The sequence below is a fragment of the Pontibacter chinhatensis genome, from assembly GCF_900113285.1.
GTDB classification, from domain to species: domain Bacteria; phylum Bacteroidota; class Bacteroidia; order Cytophagales; family Hymenobacteraceae; genus Pontibacter; species Pontibacter chinhatensis.
Genome location: NZ_FOOT01000009.1, coordinates 18,911 through 40,331, shown reverse-complemented (window position 1 = coordinate 40,331; position 21,421 = coordinate 18,911). Strand labels below are relative to the sequence as shown.

Below are 21,421 nucleotides of genomic sequence, written 5' to 3'. Positions count from 1 at the left end.
GCAAGCAAATATCTGATAATCAGTGTATTAATATGAAGCCGTCAACAGATACATCGCCTGCTCATGCTGCGGGGCCTTTTTCTCAGAAACGCCCTTATTTTGCAGCAATCACATAAATATTATACGTAAACTCAGAAATATGAGGTGTTTTTTATGATTACTTGGTTATGGTATTGAAAATTACCAAGAACAGATAAAGAAATAAAGCGTGAGACAAGTATGAGATAAATACAAAAACGGCGCGGCCCGAAGCAGTAATATGCTTCGGGCCGCGCCGTTTTTATACTTTAAAAAAGTATGGCTAACGCAGTAGCTGGTAGGTGATGAAGGCCATCACATAGGCCAGGCCGCTCATATAAACCAGTTGCGCTGCAGGCCAGGCCCAGCTCTTGGTTTCGCGGCGCACGATGGCCAGGGTGCTCACGCACTGCATGGCGAACAAGTAGAAGATCATGAGTGAGAAACTCCGCGCCGGAGAGAAGAAGGGCTCTCCGTTATCATCCTTCACCGTTGCAAGCTTCTCTTTGATGGTGGTTACGTTTTCTTCTTCGCCTATGCTATAGATGGTGGACATGGTACCCACAAACACCTCACGGGCCGCAAAAGAAGTAAGCAGGGCAATACCTATCTTCCAGTCGTAACCTAGCGGCTTGATAACAGGCTCTATGGCCTGCCCGAACTTGCCGGCATAGGATACCTCCAGTTGGTGAGAGGCTATTCTGACTTCAGTCTCTTCCTGGGTTAAGCCTTCGTTCTGTGCTTCCACAAGCGCTTGCTGCTCTGCACGCTCAAAGCCATCACCGGGGCCATAGGAGGCCAGCACCCAAAGTATAATGGAGATGGCCACAATGATTTTACCAGCCTCAAACACAAAGGCCTTCACTTTCTCTACAATCGTTAGGCCCACGTTCTTCCAGCGGGGCATTTTGTAGGTTGGGAACTCCATGATGAAGTAGCTGCGCTCGCGGGCCTTGAGGATAACCTTCAGGAGCCAGGCGGAAAGCACAGCCGCCACAAAACCGATCAGGTAAAGCGCCATGAGCACCAGGCCCTGCAGGTTCAGGAATCCGAAGTAGTATACTTCGGGCACCACCAGCGCAATCAGCACAGTATAAACCGGGATGCGAGCCGAGCAACTCATCAGGGGCGTTACGAAGATGGTGATCATGCGGTCCTTCCAGTTCTCAATCGTGCGCGCCGACATTACGGCCGGCACGGCACAGGCCACACCCGAAATCAGCGGCACTACGCTTTTTCCGTTCAGCCCGAACTTGCGCATCACCTTGTCCATCATAAAGGTAACGCGGGCCATGTAGCCAGTCTCCTCCAGGATAGCGATAAAAGCGAAAAGGATGGCAATCTGCGGTATAAATATCAGCACGCCCCCCAGACCGGCAATAACGCCTTCGGTTAGCAGGTTGATAAGCGGTCCTTCAAAATTGCTCTGGATCAGCGCATTCAAGTTAGCAATACCCAGGTCTATGAGATCCATCGGGTAGCTAGCCCAGGCAAAGATGGCCTGAAAGATAAGGAAGAGCAAGCCGAAGAAAATGAGATAACCGTACACCTTGTGCGTCAGGATCTGGTCGAGGCGGTTGCTGAACTTCTCGTCCTTGTCGGCTTTCTCCACGCGCACCACATCCAGCAAAAGCTCGTTGATGCGGGTATAGCGGGCAATCGTTTCCTCTGCCTGGCGGGTGTTCGATTTAAATCCTGCGCTCTCCAGCTGTTCGCCCATCCAGGCTACATCCTCTTCCTTCAGGAATTTAAGGCTCTTGTGGAGGTGCGCGTACTGTAAGGCCAGGTAATCGTTGCTCAGGCCAAAGCGGGATTTTATACTTTGTAGCAGCGGCTGAAGGTCAGAAGGAACAGTATAAAAGGCCTTCTGCGGCGCAGTCAGCTGCTGCGTCATCACAATTTTAAGGGCCGCCACGCCGGCGCCTTTGCGGGCGTTCATCGGGATAACGGGCACCCCCAGTTCGCGCTGCAGCGCATCCACGTCAATCTTTACCCCCTCTTGCTCGGCCACATCCACCATGTTCAGGGCCAGCACCGCCGGCAGCTGCAGGTCGGCCAGCTGCGTGAACAGCAGCAGGTTGCGCTTCAGGTTGGAGGCGTCTGCGGTAACAACAATTAGGTCAGGGGATTGCTTGGAGGCTGGATCATGCAACAGGTCGGTTATCACCCGCTCATCCAGCGACTTGGGGTAAAGGCTGTAAGAGCCCGGCAGATCTATGATCTCGGCTCTGATAGAAGGTGTAAGTTGTATAAAGCCCGATTTCTTATCTACTGTAACCCCCGGAAAGTTGCCAACCTTTTGGTTAAGGCCGGTAAGCTGATTGAACAACGATGTCTTGCCGGAGTTAGGATTACCAATAAGGGCAATTTTCACTTCTGCCGGCTTGGCGATCTTCCGCCCTGCCGGTTTAATCTCAGGTTGGGTAGCTACAGTCATGTTAAGGTCTACGGCTTGAGTAAAATAGTCTCTGCTTCATCTAGGCGCAGGGAGAGCGTATAGTCGTTCACGATGATGGTGATCGGGTCGCCGAGAGGGGCACGGCTGTTCATTTTGATTTCTGCACCGGGTATACAACCCATTTCAAGCAGTTTCAGGCCCATTTCAGGGTCATTCAGGCTAGAGATCACGCCACGCTCGCCTATCTCCATGTCGCGCACCGATCTGCGCACTGCTTGTTTTTCTGCCTTATGTTCCACCTCTATTCGCTCTTTATTTAGACTGTTTATAAACAACTGCAAGTTACGAGGTGTTCAACTTTAAAGCAAAAGAAATAGGAATTTGAGCCATCCGGAAAGCTAAATTCTGAAAATGAGGCAGTTATTTCCTGAAACCGTTCAGATGTAAAGTAAGGCTTTGGCTTATTCCGAATAGAAAATACGCTTTACCCGGGTGCTCACGTTGGTGAGCAATTCGTAGGGGATGGTGCCGATGCGCTGCGCCAGCTCCACCAGCGTCAGCTCCGGCCCGAACACGGTAACAGCGTCTCCGGGCCTTACCGGCACGCCCGTCACGTCGACCATGCACATGTCCATGCACACGTTGCCGATGATGGGGCAGCGCCGGCCGTTGATAAGCACCTCCCCCACCCCGTTGCTAAAGCGGCGGTCGTAGCCGTCGGCATAGCCGATGGCGATGGTAGCGGTGGTTTTGTCCACATCCGCAATCCCCCTGCGGCTGTAGCCCACCGTGTCGCCCTGTTTTATACTTTTCACCTGGGAGACCGTGGTCTTGAGCGTACTCACCGGCCGCAGCGCCTCCTGCTCCGAGCCTGTGGCCTCCACCCCGTACAGGCCGATACCCAAGCGCACCATGTCCAGCTGGTGCTCCGGAAAGCGCACAATGCCCGCCGAGTTGAGGATGTGTTTGATGATTTTATATTTTAGCCGCTCCTCCAGCGTGGTAGCCATACTTCTGAAGCGTGAAATCTGCAGCTGCGAGAAATCGTTGTGGATGGCCTCGTCGGCCCCAGCCAGGTGCGAGAAAGTGCTGGCCACCTGCACCTGCGGGTGCCGCTCCAGCAAGGCGAACAAAGCCTCAAAATCCTGTTCCTCAAATCCCAGGCGGTGCATGCCCGTATCGAGCTTCAGGTGGATTTTATACTTTACGTCCGGCTCCAGCGAGGCCACAAAAGCCTGAAGCTGCTCCAGGGCGTAGATTTCCGGTTCGAGGCTGTACTGCCGTAGTTTGGGAAAGCTGTCGGGCGAAGGGTTCATGACCATAATTGGTAGCGTGATGCCGTTCTCGCGCAGGGCCACCCCTTCGTCCACATAGGCCACGGCCAGGTAATCCACCCGGTGAAACTGGAGCAGGTTAGCCACTTCGAAGCTTCCGCTGCCATAGGCAAAAGCCTTGACCATCACCATCAGCCTGGTGTCCGGGTTCAGTTTGGCGCGGTAGTAATTAAGGTTATGCACCAGGGCATCCAGGTTTACCTCCAGCACCGTGCCGTGTACCTTCTGCTGAAAAGCCTGCACAATCCTTTCGAACCCAAACACGCGCGCCCCCTTCACCAGAATTACCTCGTTGCGGAAGGCATCCGGGTTAAACGCCTTCAGAAAATCTGTCGTGGAAGTATAGAAATCAGCTTTGGGAAACAGGTGGCTATACTTGCTGATGGTGGGCCCGATGCCGATGAGCCGCTGCACCTGGTGCGCCTGCACCAACTCTGCCACCTTCCGGTACAGGTCCTGCTCGGGCAAACCCGACTCCAGCACATCGGAAAGTATAAGCGTGTGCTGCCCCCGCTGCGGCTGACTGGCCTGCAGGTTTAGGGCAATGGTGAGGCCGGCCAGGTCGTTGTTGTAGGTATCGTCGATGAGGTAGCAGCCGTTGATGGCCTCCTTCATCTCCAGGCGCATGGCCACCGGGTGCAGGCGGTCCAGCCGGTCCTGAATTTCGGAGAGCGGCAGGCGGCGGTATAAAAGTATAGCCAGGCAATGCAGCGCGTTCTCCACAGAGGCCTCGTCGGTAAACGGCAGGGCCAGCCGCTGCTTCTCTCCCCCGAAAGTATAGACCACGATGGTCCGGTGGCCGGCCGTGGTGGTGGCGTTGATGTATAAATCAGCCTCGGGATGTATGCGGCTCCAGGTGAAGGAGTTTATACTTTGGGCGAGCACTGCCTGGTGCAGCAGCTCGTAATCGGCGCAGTAAAAGAGTGATTCCACCTCCTTAAACAGCTTTAGCTTCTCCTGCACCTTCTGCTCGCGAGAGGCAAAGCCTTCGTCGTGGGCCGTGCCGATGTTGGTAAAAATGCCAAGGGTAGGCCGAATGATGGGCTGTAGCTTCTCCATCTCACCGGGTTGCGAAATCCCCGCCTCAAAAATGCCTAACGTATGGTTGGGCTGCAGCTGCCACACGCTCAGCGGCACCCCTAGCTGCGAATTGTAGCTGCGCGGGCTCTTCACCACCAACTCATCGGTGCTCAGCAGCTGCGAGATCCACTCTTTTACAATCGTTTTGCCGTTGCTGCCCGTGATGCCGATTACGGGAATGGCGAACTGCGCCCGGTGCCAGGCCGCCAGCCTTTGCAGCGCCTCCAGGCTATTTTTGACCAAAAGGATGTTGGCCTCCGGATACAACCGCTTCAGTTCCTCCGGCTCGCCCTGCTCCAGCACAAAGGCCCTCACCCCTTGCGTGTACAGCTGCGGCAGGTACCTATGGCCATCATTATACTTGCCTTGAATGGCGAAAAACACAGAGCCCGCCGGTTGCGAGAGCTTGCGGCTGTCGGTAAGCAGGTGCACAATAGGTAGCGGCCGCACAAACTGTACTTCCTTGCCCTGGGTTGTACTTTGAAGTTGCTGAAACGTGAGCATGGCGGCAAAGTTAGGGAGTTTGGGAGTTAGAGAGTTTAAGAGTTAGAGATTTTAGGAGTTAGAAAGTTAAAAAGTTAGAAGGTTAGAAAGTTGGGAGAGTTTGGGGGGTAAAAAGTTAGGCGAGTTTAGGAGTCGAGTTTGTAGGGACAGGTCGCGACCTGTCCGTGCGAGGACAGCAGCTCTAAAGCTTATACTTCAGCTAAAGCAATTACCAGACTCCCCGCCTTAGCCTTTATCGAGGGCCCCTACCCCCAGGAGGGGTTAGGGGTGGTTGGGCCCAGTACCACCATCCTACAAACCCTAACTCAGGCAATCAACCACTTAACAATTTAACCATCCAACCATCAACAATTATCAATCAACAATTCTCTACCTTTGCTCGCTTTACCCTATTTCCGGCTTTTCATGGAAACACCGAATACAAAACCTTATTACGCGGCAGGCCTGGCGGCATTTCTTATCTGGGGCTTTATCCCCTTTCCGCTTAAGGCGCTTGCTGACTATCCCAGCGGCCAGATTTTATACTTTCGCGTGGCGCTGTCGGTAGGTTTGCTGCTGCTTGTCTCGCTGCTTTTCCGCCGTAAGCAACTGCTGGCAACGCTAACACAGGTGAAGAATTCCAGGGCCCGCGAGAAGCGCCTGTTTATACTTTATACTTTCCTGGGCGGAGTGCTGCTCACTACCAACTGGTTGTCGTTTATCTACGTGGTCAACCACATCGACATTCAAACCGGCTCCTTCTCATACCTGCTCTGCCCTATACTTACGGCGGTACTCGGGTTTTTATTGCTCAAGGAGAAGCTGCGCGTAAACCAGTGGCTGGCCATCGGGCTGAGTGCCCTGAGCTGCGCCTTGATTGGCAGCGGCGAGCTGTCGAGCCTGCTCTTCAGTTTGCTGATTGCCCTGAGCTACGCCTTTTACCTGATCACGCAGCGCCTCATGAAAGCCTACGACAAGATTGTGCTCCTGAAACTGCAATTGCTCCTGGCTTTCGCGTTTATCGGGCCTTTTTATACTTTCTTTACCGGCGGCAACGCCCAGCTGGATGCGCACTTTTTTGTGTATGTGGGCCTGCTGAGCGCGGTGTTTACGGTGCTGCCGCTATTTCTGAACCTGTTTGCTCTTAAAGAGCTCACTTCGGGCACCATCGGTATCCTGATGTACATCAACCCGATCATCAACTTCCTGATGGCCTTTTTATACTTTGGCGAACACACCACAGGCACCAAAGTAGCGGCCTATATCCTAATTTTCATATCCGTCATCATTTACAACCTTAACCTGAAGGGCCGCAAGAAGCGGGGTGATGGGCTGGTGATACCACCAGTCGGCACTACGGCGGTGGTGAAGTAAGGAGGTCTGTGAAGCTGTAGGGGTGCAGGTTTCTACCTGTTTCTGCTATACTTCGTAGCTGCTGCCCTTGCTGTCATCTCGAACGGAGTGAGAGATCTAAAGAGAATTCCCGATAGCTCTCTCGCCCTGCTCGAGATGACAAAGAGTGAAGCAAGTATAATTCCCCTCCTCGGAGGGGCTGGGGGTGGGTATATACTCTATAGGGACAGAAGGCGAACTGTTCGCGCGAGAACATCAACTATAAAACCTATACTCCTGCATCAGTAACTACAGGCTCCCCGCATTGGCCAAGGAGGGGCCAGGGGTGGTTGGACCCGATTCTGCTAAACACCCTACCCTACTCTTAGGTGTCACTCTACCCCTCCCCAAAAACAAAAGCTCCTCACCAACTACCGCCGGTGAGGAGCTTTTCATACTTTTTATACTTAATTCGTGGTAGTGCCGCGTTGCTGCTGCTGCTGTCGCTGCTTATCCAGTTGTTGCATTTCGCGGGCGGCGGTGTCTACGTTGGGAGGTAAGTCGCCGAACTGGTCGGCTTGCTCACCGGTTACGGCTGTATCGCCGATGGGGGCCGGGCGCGGGTTGTTTAGGTTTGCTGCGGCGTCATTCCCCTCTACAACCGCCTCCGAGGTGCCGATGTCACGTTCCTCTTGTTCGGTGGTGGCGCTATTTCCACAGCCAAATCCTACAACACTCGCAAAAGCCAGGGCCAGGCCTGATTTTACTATATCTGATGTCTTCATGGTTCTTGTTCGTTAGTTCACTGGCTTTTTTAACGGCCCTGGCGCTTATTTGGTTATCCAACAACCAACTGCCTTAGAACCCGAAGCCCACCATTACTCCTGTCCTGGCTTTGTTGCCTTCCTGGAAAGAGGTCACAAAATCTACCCGGAATACCTTAAAAATATGCTCGATGCCCAGCCCCAGCTCCAGGTAGTGCCGCGACTCCTGCGTGTTCAGGTAATTTAAGCTCACCACCTCCTGCCACTTGAGCTTGCGGAACAGCGGTATCTTGTTGAACAGGAAGCCATTGAAGTGATGCTCGTAGTGCGCCTCCAGGTAGCGGTTGTTGGTGCTGTAGCGGTAGTAGTCGAGCAGTTGGAAGCCCTCGTAAGTGCCTGCGATGAGCGTTCTGTTGCCGTTAAAGTGCTTGTAGTCCAGCAGGCGCATGTCCTCCTTGCCCCAGAACACGGCCCCCAGCACGCTATACTTGCTGCGCCCCAGCAGGCCAAGGCTTACATCATCGGCTATACTTAAGCCCGCCGTGTTATACTTCACATCGCCTCCCAAAGCCTTAAAGCCTCCGCGGTAGCTCAGGGTAAGGGTCGGGTATTTAGAGGGCAGGTTGATTTTGTTATCGGGGCGGGAGATGTAGCGCTGGCCCGGCCTTATACTCAGCGCAGCCGTAAAAGTCAGCGCCTGGTGCGGCGTGAAGGAGGCGTCCTCCAGCTCGGCGTTTACCGGTACGTTGGACGTAAAGCGGCTTGGCTCGTCGGTGCCGCGCTCCCTGAAGCTGAAGTCGGTCGTGTTCTCGAGCGGCATGCGGTGCGCATAGTTCAGGGATGTGTTCAGCCTCCAGCCGTTCCAGAGCTCGCTGCGGTAGCTCACCTGCCCAAAGTCGCGCTGGTAGAGCTTGAGGTAGTTACGCTCGGCAAACAAAGTATAAAGCGTGTTGACGAAGGGCGAGATAGGATTCTGGTTGTTGATCTGGGCTACATAGCGGCCGCCTTCCACGCTGATGGTGCTGTTTTTAACGGGGTCGTATTGGTAGCTCAGCAGTAGCTTGGCGTTCAACTTCTGGTTGCTAAACCCATAGCGCACCGTAGGCTCTACCTGGTAGTAGGTCCGGTCCTCGAACGTCTTGCGGTAATTCACGCGCACATCAGCTGCCACGCCCTCCACGGTGTTATATTGCAGGATGCTCGGGCCACCCGTCAGGCTCAGCAGCGGGTCAAAGCGGTAAAACCTGCGCTCGTAGCTCTTCGAGTACGTATAGCCGCCCATCAGAAAACTACCGAAGGAAGGCTTGTTGCGTACCGCGTCGAGCGAGTCCTGGTAAGGTTTGGAATTTTTGACCACTTCCAGGCTGTCTTTTTTATGGTAATCCACCACCTCCTCCTGCGTGAGCGGCACCGGCCGGATGGAAGCCCAATAGGCCGAGTCGCGCTTGTTGGCGTCCTTCTCCACCAGCAGCACCTCCTTGCTAAACAGCTCATCGCTTACTACGGGCTGTGCCGGTGGCGTTGCCTCCTGTGGTGCCACTACTTTATACGTTGGTTTTTTGGCTGGCCTGGCTGCGGCTACTTCTGCTTCCGGGGTTGGTTCCGGCTCCACTTCCTCCACCCGTGGCGGAGTGGCATAGGCGGGTTGCACTTTGTAGTTAGAATACACGCCCATCGCGTAGCCACTGCCCTTAAAGCCCAGACCCGCGCCCTCAAAGCTAAAGCGCTGCGACACCGGCATCCATACTTCCGCGGCCACCGGCGCGTATACCTGCCGCACCCGTATCCAGTCCACAAACTCAATTCCGGCATCTTTGGTGAGCCTGAGATCGGTACTATGAATGCGCCAGCTGCCGTCTACAATGTAGATGTTGCCCGAGAAAACGGGGTCGTGTTTGCGGCGGGGAATGACTTTTATCTTGTTGATGGTGCGGCCGTTCTCCTGAAAGGTGCCCAGGTACTCGAAGCGGTAAAACATGAAGGCGTTGTTGGCCAGCGGCGACACAAACCCGCGTTCGCTCAGGCCCTCCACCTTCAGCAGTGGGTCGTAGAAGCTGATGTTCATCTCGGAGGCCTGGTTAAAGCTGAAGCCCCGCTTCTGGCCGCTCACCTTGCTCGATATCATCCGCTCCGAAACCTTGTTCGGCTTTTTAAACGCCAGCTCCGACACCGACTCCGACAAGTATACAATGCCCGTATCTACATCCACAATCTTAATGCCCAGCACCTTGGAGGGCACCTTATCCATACGGGCCACGCCCTTCATGTACACGCGGGCGCTCCAGGCGTTCACCTCGTCGCGGTGGTATTTGCGCAGCCGGATGGCGTTGCGCATGATGGCGTTGGCAGGGTCCTCGTCGGAGGCTTTCACTACCACCTCTTTCAGGTTGAGCACCTCGGGCTGCAGCTGCACGTTCAACTCCTGCGCCGCCTCGCCGATGGTGACGGTTTGGGTATGGGCACGGTAGCCGACGTACTTAAACTCGAAGGTATAAGTGCCGGGGCTGAGCTGCAGTTGGTACAGGCCCTGGTCGTTGGTGGCGGTGCCGCTGGCGGTTTCTTTGATGTAGATGCTGGCAAAGGGCAGCCCCTTGTTGTTTTCATCTGTGACGCGGCCGCGCAGGATGCCCGCCATACTTAGGACAGGCAACAAGAGCAGCAGCAAAAGCAGGTAGGTGTGGCGCATGTGCTAAAGGGTTAGTAGCAAACATATCAGCTAAAAAGATACGCAGGAAACCCTTAATCGTCAGTATAAACTATACTTTATTATACTTTAAATCGAGTTTCAATTTTAAATAACATGCAGGAGCAAACCTACCCCTCCCAAGAGGGGAATTTCTACAAGTGTAATCTGATTCCCCTCCTCGGAGGGGTAGGAGTGGGTTAATGCAATTTGGGTTTTATACTTTGAGGGTGCTTCCTGCTTACTTAGAGCCGGATTTGGTGGCCAGGGTTGCATTTTTGCCAAGCCTGTTTTTGTACTGCACATTCAGTATCACGCCCAGCAGCACGAGCGCCATCCCTACGTAGGTCCAGACGTTTAGCATCTCCCCGAAGAAAAAGAAGCCGAACAGCAGCGCGTAAATAATGCCGATGTAAGTGAGGTTAGCAACTTTGGATATCTCCTCACTTTGGTAAGAGAGCGTCATGTAGTACTGCCCCAGCTGTGTGAACAGGCCCACCAGCAGCAGCACAAGCCAATCCCAGCCCTCGGGCTGCACCCAGTTAAACAACGTATAAACGCCTACTACCGGCAGCGTCACCAGCGGAAAATAAAAGATGATGACCAGCGGGTGCTCCTGCACGTTCAGCCTGCGCACAATGCTATAGGCCACTCCCGTAAACACGGCGCTCGCCACGCCCAGCCACAAGTATAAACTATCCACATTCGTCTCCACGCCCTCGATTACCAGGATGCCCACAAACGACACCAGGAAGAAAAACCACTGCCACGGCCGTACCCGCTCCTTGACGATGAAAATGCCCAGGATGGCTGTAAAAATAGGCGAAAGGTATTGTATTGTGGCTGCCGTAGCCAAGGGTATATTTTGCAGCACATTGAAGTATAGAATCAGGGCCACTGCCCCGAAGGCCCCGCGCGCCAGCAGCCATTTGCGGTTGTTGCCCCACACGCTCACGCCCGCCCTGCGCAAAAACCACAGGCTTATCGCCAGCGAGATAAGCGATCGGAAAACGATAATCTCTTCGGCCGGAATATGCGGCACCCACTTCACGCACACCTGCATCAACGCAAAAAAGAACGTCGACAGCAGCATGTATACCACTCCTTTTGATAACTTCATCTTGTACTTTCCTGCCGCAAAGGTAAGCTAATTGCTGGTCTGAATCAGGATTTTCAGGATTTTAGGATTGTGGTACTGGGCCCAACCGCCCCTAACCCCTCCTGGGGGTAGGGGGCCCTCGATAAAGGCTAAGGCGGGGAGTCTGGTAATTGCTTTAGCTGAAGTATAAGCTTCATCGCTGCTGTTATCGCGCGGACAGGTCGCGACCTGTCCCTACTAATATTTAACTCCTAAACTCCCAAACCCTCTAACTCTTAAACTTGTTTTATCTTTGTAAAAGCTGATTTATACTTTTGGAACGCGACAAGAAGCAGAAAACCTACACCCCCAAGGAGGCGCTGATAAAAGCTGCCGCCTATTGCGCCTACCAGGACCGCACCCAGCAGGAGGTGCGCGACAAACTCTATTCCTACGGCCTCGAGCCCGACGATGTGGAGGAACTGATCGTGCGCCTGAGCCAGGAAAAACTCATTGATGAGGAACGCTACGCCCAGAGCTACGTGCGCGGCAAGTATGGCCTGAAGAAGTGGGGCCGCCGCAAGATTATGCAGGGCCTCAAAAGCAAAGGCATCTCTGACTACTGCATCAAGCAAGGCTTGAAGGAGATTGACCCCGAAGCATACGAGCAGAACCTGCTACACCTGCTGGAGAAGAAGAACGCCACCGAAAAAGAGAAAAACCCCTTCGCCCGCCGCCAGAAACTCACCTACTACCTCATGAGCAAAGGCTATGAAAACGACCTAATCCAGGATGCACTAAAGGGGCTGGAGAAAGAATAGAAAAGTATAACCTGCCGCAAGTTTAGCGATAGCGTAACTTGTGGCTAAAATGGTGTTGAGTTTGTAACTCCACTGCCCCGGAGGGGCATAATAAAGCAGCAAAGTTCGGTAACAGCCTGCCTTTCGAAAAGTAATTAATTACAGCTAATTACCCGCTACATTCAAGAAGAGATACTTTCTACAAGAGTATATTTTTCTGCTCCGCAGAAAGCAAGTTGCAAACTTGCAGCCATGCACAACCACAAGTTATACTTCGCTAAACTTGCGGGAGGAAGAAGCGTGAGTTCTGTATATTATGTACATTGGTTCAGTACTTAGTACATAAAGTATACTCCAGATATAGTGCAGATAAGCGTAGGTTTACCGCTATACATAGTTGATTTTAATATAAAAGTATAAACTTCTCTATGAGCAAGAAAGAGAACCGGATAATACATAAGCTTATACCATGTATCCTTTTCTTCGGCAGCTTATCAGCAATTGTAGTTTATATCCAGTGGGAGCAAAACTTTTTGAGTGAATACCCTCGATATACAATAGGAGTTGCTACTGAAACATATTGGACTGTGGCATCGGGCAAAAAGCTTCGTTTTGAATATGTTGTGAACGGAGAAAGTTACCTTCGCTCAAACCGCTACAATGATAGAAGCCGAGTCCCTGGTAGGTACTTTGTGAAATTTAGTGCGGAAAGACCAAGTATAAGTGAAATACTTCAAGATATACCTGTACCAGACAGCATAATAGCAGCCCCATCAGAAGGCTGGCAAGAAATTCCAATAAAGTTTGAGAAATAAGAATAACTGAAGTCAACAAAACCTAAAACTTAACTCCGCATAGTTAAGCAGAGCCCGTTAAAAACTAATCCCCTACCGCTTCGGCCCCATCTCCGGGTTTTGGATTCTGCGCTGGGGCACCAGCACCACGCGGCGGCCGGTTATCTCTTCCAGCATCGGCTTTAAAATCTTCTCCGCGTTTACCTTGGTTTGGTGCAGTATGCCGGAGCTCAAAGCGGCCTCCTTCACATTGGCCTCGGCGTAGCGGTAGCTTTCCTGCACCAGGTCGGCATCCTGAAAGTAGGTGTTCTCCTTGCTGAAGACTTTGGACTTGTTGTGGTCGATTTTGTAATAGCAGATCTCCGGTTCCGGCAGCGCCACCTGCACCACCGAGTCACCCACGAACTCGATGTCGGCCTCCGTTATTTTCGTAAAATCCAGGCAGCCGACAGCCTCGCCCGACACAATCAGCGCCACCTTCGAGTTCGGAATCCACCGCGAGAACTCCTTTTCATACTCCACCACATCCTTGAAATTATAGCGCACCAGCTCCATCCGGCCCAGGTCCTCCACCGAAGTAAGCACGTTACTGAAGTTTACCACCACCTTCGGCTCCTCTTTCACGTCCGGCTTGCTAAAGTAGTCGCCGACGGTGCGCCACAGAAAGATGCCGAGCCAGACAAGTATAACCAGGGGAAGTAATTTGAACAGAAAACGAAGTAGGGGCATGTGGTGCTTTGTATGTTTACGGATTATAGGTACACATACGGTGTTACAAATATTGTGCTACAAAAGTGCCTTACACCTGCAGCCCCAGCCGCTCCCGGAAGCCGGCGTTGCCCTGCAGCCCGCCCGTATGCACCGCTACAATCCGGCTGCCCCGTGTAAAAAATCCTTCCCGGATGAGGTAAAACAGGCCGTACATCATTTTGCCGGTATAAATTGGTTCCAGCGGGATGTGGTGCTTTTTACCGAATTCCTCCATAAAGGCCAGCAGTTCCGGCTTTACCTTGGCATAGCCCCCGAAATGGTAATCCGTGATAAGTTGCCAATTGGTATAAGTATGGCCGCTATATTCCTGCACCAGTTCCTCCACATCCTGCTTTAGAAATTCCCCGCCTTTCAGGGCCGGAAAACCAAGCACCTGCTTCTCTCCTGCCAATCCCGCCACAATGCCCGCCAGTGTGCCGCCCGTACCCATGGCGCTGCAGATGGAATCATACTTTATGGGGATGTCCTGCACAATCTCCGTGCAGCCTTTTACGGCCAGCAGGTTGGTACCGCCTTCGGGCAGCAGGTGTACGTTGCCGTAAGTTTGCTTCAGTTCCTCCAGAAAATCCGGCTCGGCTTTCAGTTTATACTTTTCGCGGCTGATGTAGTGCAGCTCCATGCCGCAAGAGGTGGCGAAACTGAGGGTGGGGTTGAGCGGCAGGTGCTCTTCGCCCCGGATGATGCCGATGGTGTTGAAGCCATACTCTTTCCCAGCTGCTGCTGTAGCCGCAATGTGGTTGGAGTAGGCACCGCCAAAAGTAAGTAACGTATGATGCCCCTGCTCCTTGGCCTCCTGCAGGTTATACTTGAGTTTGCGCCACTTATTGCCCGAGATGTGCGGGTGCAGCAAGTCCTCGCGCTTTACCCACAGCTCTACCCCCTGCTCCTGCAGCAGCTCATCCTCCAGTTTCTGTAACGGTGCTTCCTCCATACTTACAATATTGGCAAAAAAGAAGCCCCGGCAAAAGCCAGGGCTATACTTTATAAATCGTCTGAATCAGGATTTACAGGATGTTAGGATGTCCAGGATTGCTTTACCGGGTCCAACCACCCCTAACCTCTCCTTATCAAAGGCGGGGAGTCTGTGATTACTGGTGCGAAAGTATAAGTTTTATAGCCTCAGTTCTCGCGCGGACAGGTCGCGACCTGTCCCTACAAATATGCCCCCTCAATTCCCAAACTTTTTAACTCCTCAACTCCCAAACGCTCTAACTCCCAAACTCAACTATACTTTCTCCACAATCGGCTCCTCCACCGGCTTGGTCTTTACCGCATAGAAGATAGCGCCTGCTACTACCAGCACAAGTATAATAGAGGAGATAAGCGATACGGTGTTGCCGGTGTAATACGACTGCGGCGCAAATTTGAACTCGATGGTGTGCTTGCCTGCCGGCACTTCCATGGCGCGCAGCACGTAGTTGGCGCGGATGTTGTCTACCGGCTCCCCGTCCAGGTACGCCTGCCAGCCTGCCGGGTAGTAGATTTCTGAGAACACCACCAATCCTTCTTTGGCCGCCTCATACTCATACTTCAGGTAGTTTGGCTCGTACTCCGTTAGCTTGATATTGGCGCTGTCGGCACTGAAGAAGCGGCGCTCTATCGGGAATTTCTTCACGTCTATCACAGCAGTGGCACCGGCATCAAACATCGTCAGGCCATCCAGCTCGGCATCCGGCGACTCTACGGCCTCCACTTCCTCCACAAACCAGGCATTGCCCAGGGCATCCGGAATGCGCTGTACCGGCTGCTGCTGGTTGCCCGTAATCGCATAACGGGTGTTCAGCATACGCAGCACCTCCAGGTTGTTCTGGGAGATGTGGCGGTCGATCAGGTCCTGGTAGCGGCGCAGCTTGGCGCCATGGTAGCCGCCTACCGACTTGTGGAAGTAGGAGGTGCGGGCATCGTTAAACGGATTCGGCAGGTAAATAACGCGGTAGCTCAGGCCTCGGGCAGGATCCTGCGTATCCTGCAGGATAGCCTGGTCGGCCGGGGTTGGCCGGAAGTAGTTCGCCTCTACCTGTGGCTCAAAGTCGCCGTTGTTCAGGTAGCGCTGATCCACTGACCACAGATCCACCAGCACCAGGATGCCCACGCCGGCCATGGCTACCGTAGCCGATACCTTGTTCTTCACATAGAAGTACAGCAGGCCGGCTGCCAGCACGATAAATACCAGCGAGCGGAAGGCATCGGAGCGCATCATGCTTTCGCGGTCGGCGCGGATGGCATCAATCGGGAACTGTGCCTGTATCAGTCTTTGGTCGGTTTCGGACATGAAGCTGGCCGTGCCGGCAAAAAGCCACACCAGCAAACAGATGCCCGCCGTTATGCCTCCCGAAATCAACAGTTTCTTGTCTAGGTCTTTTATCTGGCTGCGCTCGTTCAGCAACTTCCAGAGGGCAAGTATAGCCAGGAAAGGAATGGTAATCTGGGCAATTACGAGTGCCGACGACACTGCCCGGAACTTGTTGTAGAGCGGGAAGTAATCGAACATGAAGTAGTTGAAGGCCTCAAAGTTCTTGCCCCATGCCAGCACGATGGAAAGTATGGTTCCGGCTACCAGCCAGCTTGTCCAGCGGCGGTCTACGATAAACATGCCCAGCACAAACAGGAATATCACCACGGCACCCACGTAAACCGGGCCGCTCGTCATCGGTTGCGGCCCCCAGTACATCGGCAGGCCCTGCTGTACCAGTTGCTCGGCCTGTGCCGGGGCGGCTCCCATTTTCAGGAAGGCGTTATAGGTCTCAGAGTCCGTGTCGAGCGGAGCGCTGCTGCTGCCCCCGTAGAAGTCCGGAATCAGCAGGGTCATGGTTTCGCTCACGCCGTAGCTCCAGTTGAAGGCGTACTCACGGTCCAGGCCGGTGCCTACGCCATCGCCGCTGTTTGGCTGCGTTAGCTCCGATTTACCCCGGATGCTGTACTCGCTATACTCAGCGGTCGTATAGAGTCTGCCAAAATTGACGCCTACGGCAAGAATGGCAGCCACCAGCAGCACCACACCGCGCTTCAGCAGCTCGGCAAAGGTGCCATGCTTAAAGGCATAGATAATTTCCACTACGGCAAACACCAGCACCAGCAGCAGCATGTAATAGGTCATCTGCAAGTGGTTAAAGTGCAGGTTCATGGTTAAACCCACCGCAAACAGGGCCGCCCCAATCCAGAGGTTCCGGCGCAGCGCGTAAATCAGGCCGGCTAGCACCATCGGGATGTAGGCAATGGTCAGGGACTTGGTGTTGTGCCCCGCCTCCAGGATAATGAGGTTGTAAGAAGTAAAGGAGAACGCCACCGCGCCTATAATGGCCAGCCAGGAGCTCATGCCCATGGCTACCAGCAGGATGTAGGCGCAAATCAGCGTGATGAAAATGTTACCCGCCAGGGCAGGCAGGTCAAACGTCAGTACTTTGTGGATGTAGCCCGACCAGTCGCCGGGAAACTTGGTTTGGATGAGGTACGCCGGCATGCCCCCGAACATGGAGTTGGTCCAGAGGGCTTCCTCGCCGGTGCGCTCACGGTAATCCTGAATCTCCTTGGCGCCGCCTTTAAACTGCAGAATATCGTGCTGGGCAAGGCCTTTGTCCTGAAACAGGACCGGCGAGAAGTATACCGCCGTCAGGAAGAGGAAAATAAGTACCGCGATGGCGTGTGGCAGCACATCGCGCTTAAAGTTGAAGGAAGTTGTCATAATCTTTCAAAAACCCGGAATAGAGCTTGAAAGATAGTAGTTTTATTTTACTTCTTCATAATCCACGTACTCGCCGCCGTTGAAAGTCTTGCCCTTTGGCTGCTCCGGAATGTAGTCGATCTTGATATCACCTTTTGCGCGCCCATTGCCGTTCTGGCTTTGCTGCTGTTGGGCCTGTTGCTGCTGGTGCATGTTGGTGTAGAAAAAGGTCCCGTTGCGCATTTTTTTCCGGATAAACATCCCCAGCAGCCACCTGAACAGGGTTGGTGCTACCAGGCGGATGAAGAAAATAATGAGTAACGTGGTAAATATGAATTTGATCATCGTAAAGCTTTGTCTTTTGGTGATGCGTACCGCAAAAACAGTACCTATTCCTTAATACAACTCTCTTGCCAGCCTTTTGTTGCCTGACTTTTTGACGGTTAGTGCAAAGATAAGGAGGAAATTACTAAAATTCCGGCTTCTCCGGGTTTGTTCCGAAGCAGGAGTTATACTTTATACTTTGGCTATACTTTTATACTTATCTGGCGCAAGTCTTCAGACTTGTATCTTATTATTGGGTCGAGTCTGTGCCTCGACTGGCTTGAAAAGCCATACTTTATACTTTGGCTATACCTCCATAGCTCACGCTTCCTTCCTCTTGAAGCAAGCTATCCTTTCTAGCTGCCGCTCATCCTCCAAGCTTACATAAGCTACTGTTGTATCTCTAGCTTTGGTGCCCTCCCAGGCCGGGAGGCCTCGCCTTCGGGCATCGCGCTGTGTTCCCTCCTTGCCTCGCTCGCGCTCGGCATGCCCTTGACGGGCACCGGATCTCACAAGGCGCTCAACCCAAAGGCTGGGAACAGGTTCGATAGCTTGAGCTTTCTGTCATCTCGAACACTCTTGAGGCGAGAGCCGAAGAGAGCCAGCGTAGCTGTGAGAGATCTGATTAGAATTACCGCTAGATCTCTCGCGCAGCTCGAGATGACAGAGAAAGTGGCAAGTATAATTCCCCTCCTCGGAGGGGCTGGGGTGGGTTTATACTTTGTGCAGATAGAAACTATAGAACTTATACTTCAGCATTAGTAACTACAGACTCCCCGCCTTAGACAAGGAGGGGCCAGGGGTGGTTGGACCCGGTACTGCAGAAATCCTGCTCATCCCTAAATCCTGCAAATCCTGATTCAGACAGAGTATAAGGTATAGCCAAAGCCAGACGCTCGCAAGACCTTGGGACGGCGCGAGGTCTTCAGGCGAAAGAGTGAGCGTAGTGCTGCGGTTTATACTTCTCCAGCAAACTATAAGCCCAGCCCAAAAACAAAAAGCCCTCCCCTGTTTCCAAGGAAGGGCTTTTTTATAATTCTATACTTCTTACTTACTCAGGTACAGATTCCTTTCAGAGTATACTTTAGTGAAGTAATCGTCGTGCAGGTCGTCGATGAAGTAGATGGCCTCGCCGGTAGACTTCATCTCAGGGCCAAGCTCCTTATTCACTTCCGGGAACTTGTTGTAGGAGAACACCGGCACTTTAATGGCATAACCGTTCTTGTACGGCTTGAAGTTAAAGTCCTTCACCTTGGCGTGGCCCAGCATGATTTTGGTAGCGTAGTTGATGTACGGCTCACGGTATGCCTTGGCAATGAACGGGAAGGTACGGGACGCACGCGGGTTGGCCTCAATCACATACACAATCTCGTTTTTGATGGCAAACTGAATGTTGATAACACCCACCGTGCCCATCGCCACGGCTATTTTCTTCGTGTGACTTTCGATCTGCTGCATCACGTTCTCGCTCAGGTCAAACGGAGGCAGCACGGCGTAAGAGTCGCCGGAGTGGATGCCCGCCGGCTCGATGTGCTCCATGATGCCGCAGATGTACACGTCCTCGCCGTCGCAAATGGCGTCAGCCTCGGCCTCAATGGCGTTGTCAAGGAAGTGGTCAAGCAGCACCTTGTTGCCCGGGTGGTCCTTCAGCAGGTCGATTACGTGGGCCTCCAGCTCTTTCTCGTTAATCACAATTTTCATGTTCTGGCCACCCAGTACGTAGCTTGGGCGCACCAGCAGCGGGAACTTCAGCTCCTTGCACATTTCCAGCGCCTCTTCTGCTGACTCGATTACAGCAAACGGCGGGTAAGGAATGCTCAGGTCACGCAGCAGCGAGGAGAAGGAACCACGGTCTTCGGCCAGGTCCAGGGCCTGGTAGCTCGTACCCATCACCTTAATGCCGTAGCGGTCAAGCTTCTCGGCCAGCTTCAGGGCCGTCTGGCCACCCAACTGCACGATCACGCCCTCCGGCTTCTCATGAAGTATAATCTCGTAGATGTGCTCCCAGAACACCGGCTCAAAGTATAACTTGTCCGAGATGTCGAAGTCTGTACTTACCGTCTCAGGGTTACAGTTGATCATGATGGTCTCGTAGCCCAGTTCTTTGGCCGCCAGCACACCGTGCACGCAGCTGTAGTCGAACTCTATGCCCTGCCCGATACGGTTTGGTCCGGAGCCAAGCACCACTACTTTTTTCTTATCAGATACTGTGCTCTCGTTCTCGCCCTCAAAGGTGCTGTAGTAGTACGGGGTGCTCGCCTCAAACTCGGCGGCACAGGTATCCACCATCTTGTACACGCGTCTGATGCCAAGATCCTGGCGCTTGTTAAACACCTCGCTCTCCAGGCAGCGCAGCAGGTGCGCAATCTGGCGGTCGGCGTAGCCTTTTATCTTGGCGTCGCGCAGCAACTCGGCCGGGATGGTAGCCAGGCTATACTTCTCTATCTCCTTCTCCATCTGGTCCAGCTCCTCAATCTGCGCCAGGAACCATGGGTCGATCTTGGTCAGTTTCTGGATGGTGCTGGTCGGGATGCCGATGCGCATGGCGTCTTTCACGCTGAACAGGCGGTTCCAGCTTGGGTTTTTCAGGCTGTCAATCAGCTCGTTGTAGTCTGTCTTCTCTTTCCCGTCCGCCCCGATGCCGTTGCGCTTGATCTCCAGGCTCTGGCAGGCCTTCTGCAGCGCCTCCTGGAAGGTACGGCCGATGCCCATTACCTCTCCCACAGACTTCATCTGCAGGCCCAGCGTGCGGTTCACACCCGGGAACTTGTCGAAGTTCCAGCGCGGAATTTTCACAATTACATAGTCCAGGGCAGGCTCGAAGTAGGCGGATGTGGTTTTGGTGATGGCGTTCTTCAGCTCATCCAGGTTATAGCCGATGGCCAGTTTGGCCGCGATTTTCGCGATGGGGTAACCGGTTGCCTTAGAGGCCAGGGCCGAAGAGCGGGACACGCGCGGGTTGATCTCGATGGCGATGATGGTGTCGTCGTCGGGGTTAACCGAGAACTGCACGTTACAGCCACCGGCAAACTGCCCGATGCCGTTCATCATTTTGATCGCCAGGTCGCGCATGTGCTGGTACACCGTGTCTGGCAGCGTCATGGCCGGGGCCACAGTGATGGAATCGCCGGTGTGGATGCCCATCGGGTCGAAGTTCTCGATAGAGCAGATGATGATCACGTTGCCCAGGTTATCGCGCAGGAGTTCCAGTTCATACTCTTTCCAGCCAAGGATGCTTTGCTCGATGAGTACCTCGTGCGTCGGCGAAGCGTGCAGGCCGCGCGTAAGGGCCGCATCGAACTCATCAGGGGTATTAACAAAACCGCCCCCCGTACCACCAAGGGTAAACGAAGGGCGAATTACCAGCGGAAAGCCAATTTCCTGGGCTATCTCCTTGCCTTCCAGGAAAGAGGTAGCCGTTTCTCCCTTGCAAACATTTACGCCGAGCTCCAGCATTTTCAGGCGGAACGCCTCGCGGTCCTCGGTCGTTTCGATGGCCTTGATGTCCACACCGATAATGCGTACGCCATACTTTTCCCAGATACCAGCCTTATCACACTCGATGGCCAGGTTCAGGGCAGTTTGTCCGCCCATGGTAGGCAGAACGGCGTCAATCTTATGCTTCTCAAGAATCTCAACAATATACTTCTTCTCCAGGGGCTTCAGGTACACATTGTCCGCCGTAACCGGGTCGGTCATAATGGTAGCCGGGTTGGAGTTGATGAGCGTTACCTCTATACCCTCTTCCCTCAGGGAACGGGCGGCTTGGGAGCCAGAGTAGTCGAATTCGCAGGCCTGCCCGATAACGATGGGACCGGAGCCTATAATGAGAACTGATTTTATCGAAGTGTCTTTAGGCATTGGGTTGGTATGTATAAATTGCCCAAAGTTACGGCGAAAT

Annotated in this window: 14 protein-coding genes; 3 read left to right on the top strand and 11 right to left on the bottom strand. The window is 53.4% G+C overall.

Features of this window, described 5'->3' with window-relative positions; genetic code table 11:
* Nucleotides 1–301 precede the first annotated feature (301 nt).
* The 3 genes from feoB to BM040_RS19010 form a co-directional block, all read right to left on the bottom strand.
* Nucleotides 302–2,455: a ferrous iron transport protein B gene (feoB, locus tag BM040_RS19020; protein WP_092104908.1), complete on the bottom strand. Its 2,154-nt coding sequence runs from the start codon at nt 2,453–2,455 to the stop codon at nt 302–304.
* Nucleotides 2,456–2,463: 8 nt separating this feature from the next.
* Nucleotides 2,464–2,667, bottom strand: a complete 204-nt coding sequence (locus tag BM040_RS19015; protein ID WP_092105016.1) for a FeoA family protein — start codon at nt 2,665–2,667, stop codon at nt 2,464–2,466.
* A gap of 210 nt (nt 2,668–2,877) precedes the next feature.
* The gene (locus tag BM040_RS19010) at nt 2,878–5,334 is read right to left on the bottom strand and encodes a bifunctional UDP-N-acetylmuramoyl-tripeptide:D-alanyl-D-alanine ligase/alanine racemase (RefSeq protein WP_092104906.1); all 2,457 of its coding nucleotides are present in this window, start codon (nt 5,332–5,334) and stop codon (nt 2,878–2,880) included.
* 405 nt (nt 5,335–5,739) lie between these two features.
* On the opposite strand from BM040_RS19010, the gene BM040_RS19005 reads away from it, so the two are divergent.
* Entirely contained in the window at nt 5,740–6,687 is a 948-nt protein-coding gene (locus tag BM040_RS19005) for an EamA family transporter (protein ID WP_092104904.1), read from the top strand.
* A 425-nt stretch (nt 6,688–7,112) separates the two neighbouring features.
* Here the strand turns inward: BM040_RS19005 and BM040_RS19000 are convergent, their stop codons facing one another.
* The 3 genes from BM040_RS19000 to BM040_RS18990 all read right to left on the bottom strand — a co-directional run bounded on the left by BM040_RS19000 (nt 7,113) and on the right by BM040_RS18990 (nt 11,212).
* On the bottom strand, nt 7,113–7,430 hold the full coding sequence (locus tag BM040_RS19000; protein ID WP_092104902.1) for a hypothetical protein: 318 nt from the start codon (nt 7,428–7,430) through the stop codon (nt 7,113–7,115).
* A gap of 73 nt (nt 7,431–7,503) precedes the next feature.
* Nucleotides 7,504–10,095 (bottom strand): DUF5686 and carboxypeptidase regulatory-like domain-containing protein, encoded by a 2,592-nt coding sequence (locus BM040_RS18995; RefSeq protein ID WP_092104900.1) that lies wholly within the window; start codon nt 10,093–10,095, stop codon nt 7,504–7,506.
* Nucleotides 10,096–10,333: 238 nt separating this feature from the next.
* Nucleotides 10,334–11,212, bottom strand: coding sequence for a DMT family transporter (locus tag BM040_RS18990; protein ID WP_245756301.1), 879 nt, complete (start codon nt 11,210–11,212; stop codon nt 10,334–10,336).
* 293 nt (nt 11,213–11,505) lie between these two features.
* Between BM040_RS18990 and BM040_RS18985 the strand changes: the two genes are divergently transcribed.
* Both BM040_RS18985 and BM040_RS18980 read left to right on the top strand, forming a co-directional pair.
* Nucleotides 11,506–11,991 carry a regulatory protein RecX gene (locus tag BM040_RS18985; protein ID WP_092104898.1) on the top strand — a complete coding sequence of 162 codons (486 nt, stop codon included), beginning with the start codon at nt 11,506–11,508 and terminating at the stop codon, nt 11,989–11,991.
* Nucleotides 11,992–12,398: 407 nt separating this feature from the next.
* Entirely contained in the window at nt 12,399–12,785 is a 387-nt protein-coding gene (locus BM040_RS18980; RefSeq protein ID WP_092104896.1) for a hypothetical protein, read from the top strand.
* 72 nt (nt 12,786–12,857) lie between these two features.
* Here BM040_RS18980 and BM040_RS18975 read toward each other — a convergent pair whose 3' ends face one another.
* From BM040_RS18975 to carB, 5 genes are all read right to left on the bottom strand, one after another.
* Nucleotides 12,858–13,493 (bottom strand): DUF4230 domain-containing protein, encoded by a 636-nt coding sequence (locus BM040_RS18975; protein WP_092104894.1) that lies wholly within the window; start codon nt 13,491–13,493, stop codon nt 12,858–12,860.
* 70 nt (nt 13,494–13,563) lie between these two features.
* Nucleotides 13,564–14,466, bottom strand: a complete 903-nt coding sequence (locus BM040_RS18970) for a 1-aminocyclopropane-1-carboxylate deaminase/D-cysteine desulfhydrase (RefSeq protein WP_092104892.1) — start codon at nt 14,464–14,466, stop codon at nt 13,564–13,566.
* A gap of 294 nt (nt 14,467–14,760) precedes the next feature.
* Nucleotides 14,761–17,217 (bottom strand): YfhO family protein, encoded by a 2,457-nt coding sequence (locus tag BM040_RS18965; protein WP_092104890.1) that lies wholly within the window; start codon nt 17,215–17,217, stop codon nt 14,761–14,763.
* A 42-nt stretch (nt 17,218–17,259) separates the two neighbouring features.
* Nucleotides 17,260–17,541 (bottom strand): DUF4834 family protein, encoded by a 282-nt coding sequence (locus BM040_RS18960; protein ID WP_092104889.1) that lies wholly within the window; start codon nt 17,539–17,541, stop codon nt 17,260–17,262.
* A 1,026-nt stretch (nt 17,542–18,567) separates the two neighbouring features.
* A complete protein-coding gene (carB, locus tag BM040_RS18950; protein ID WP_092104885.1) occupies nt 18,568–21,381 on the bottom strand; it encodes a carbamoyl-phosphate synthase large subunit in 2,814 nt (937 codons plus the stop codon).
* Nucleotides 21,382–21,421 lie beyond the last annotated feature (40 nt).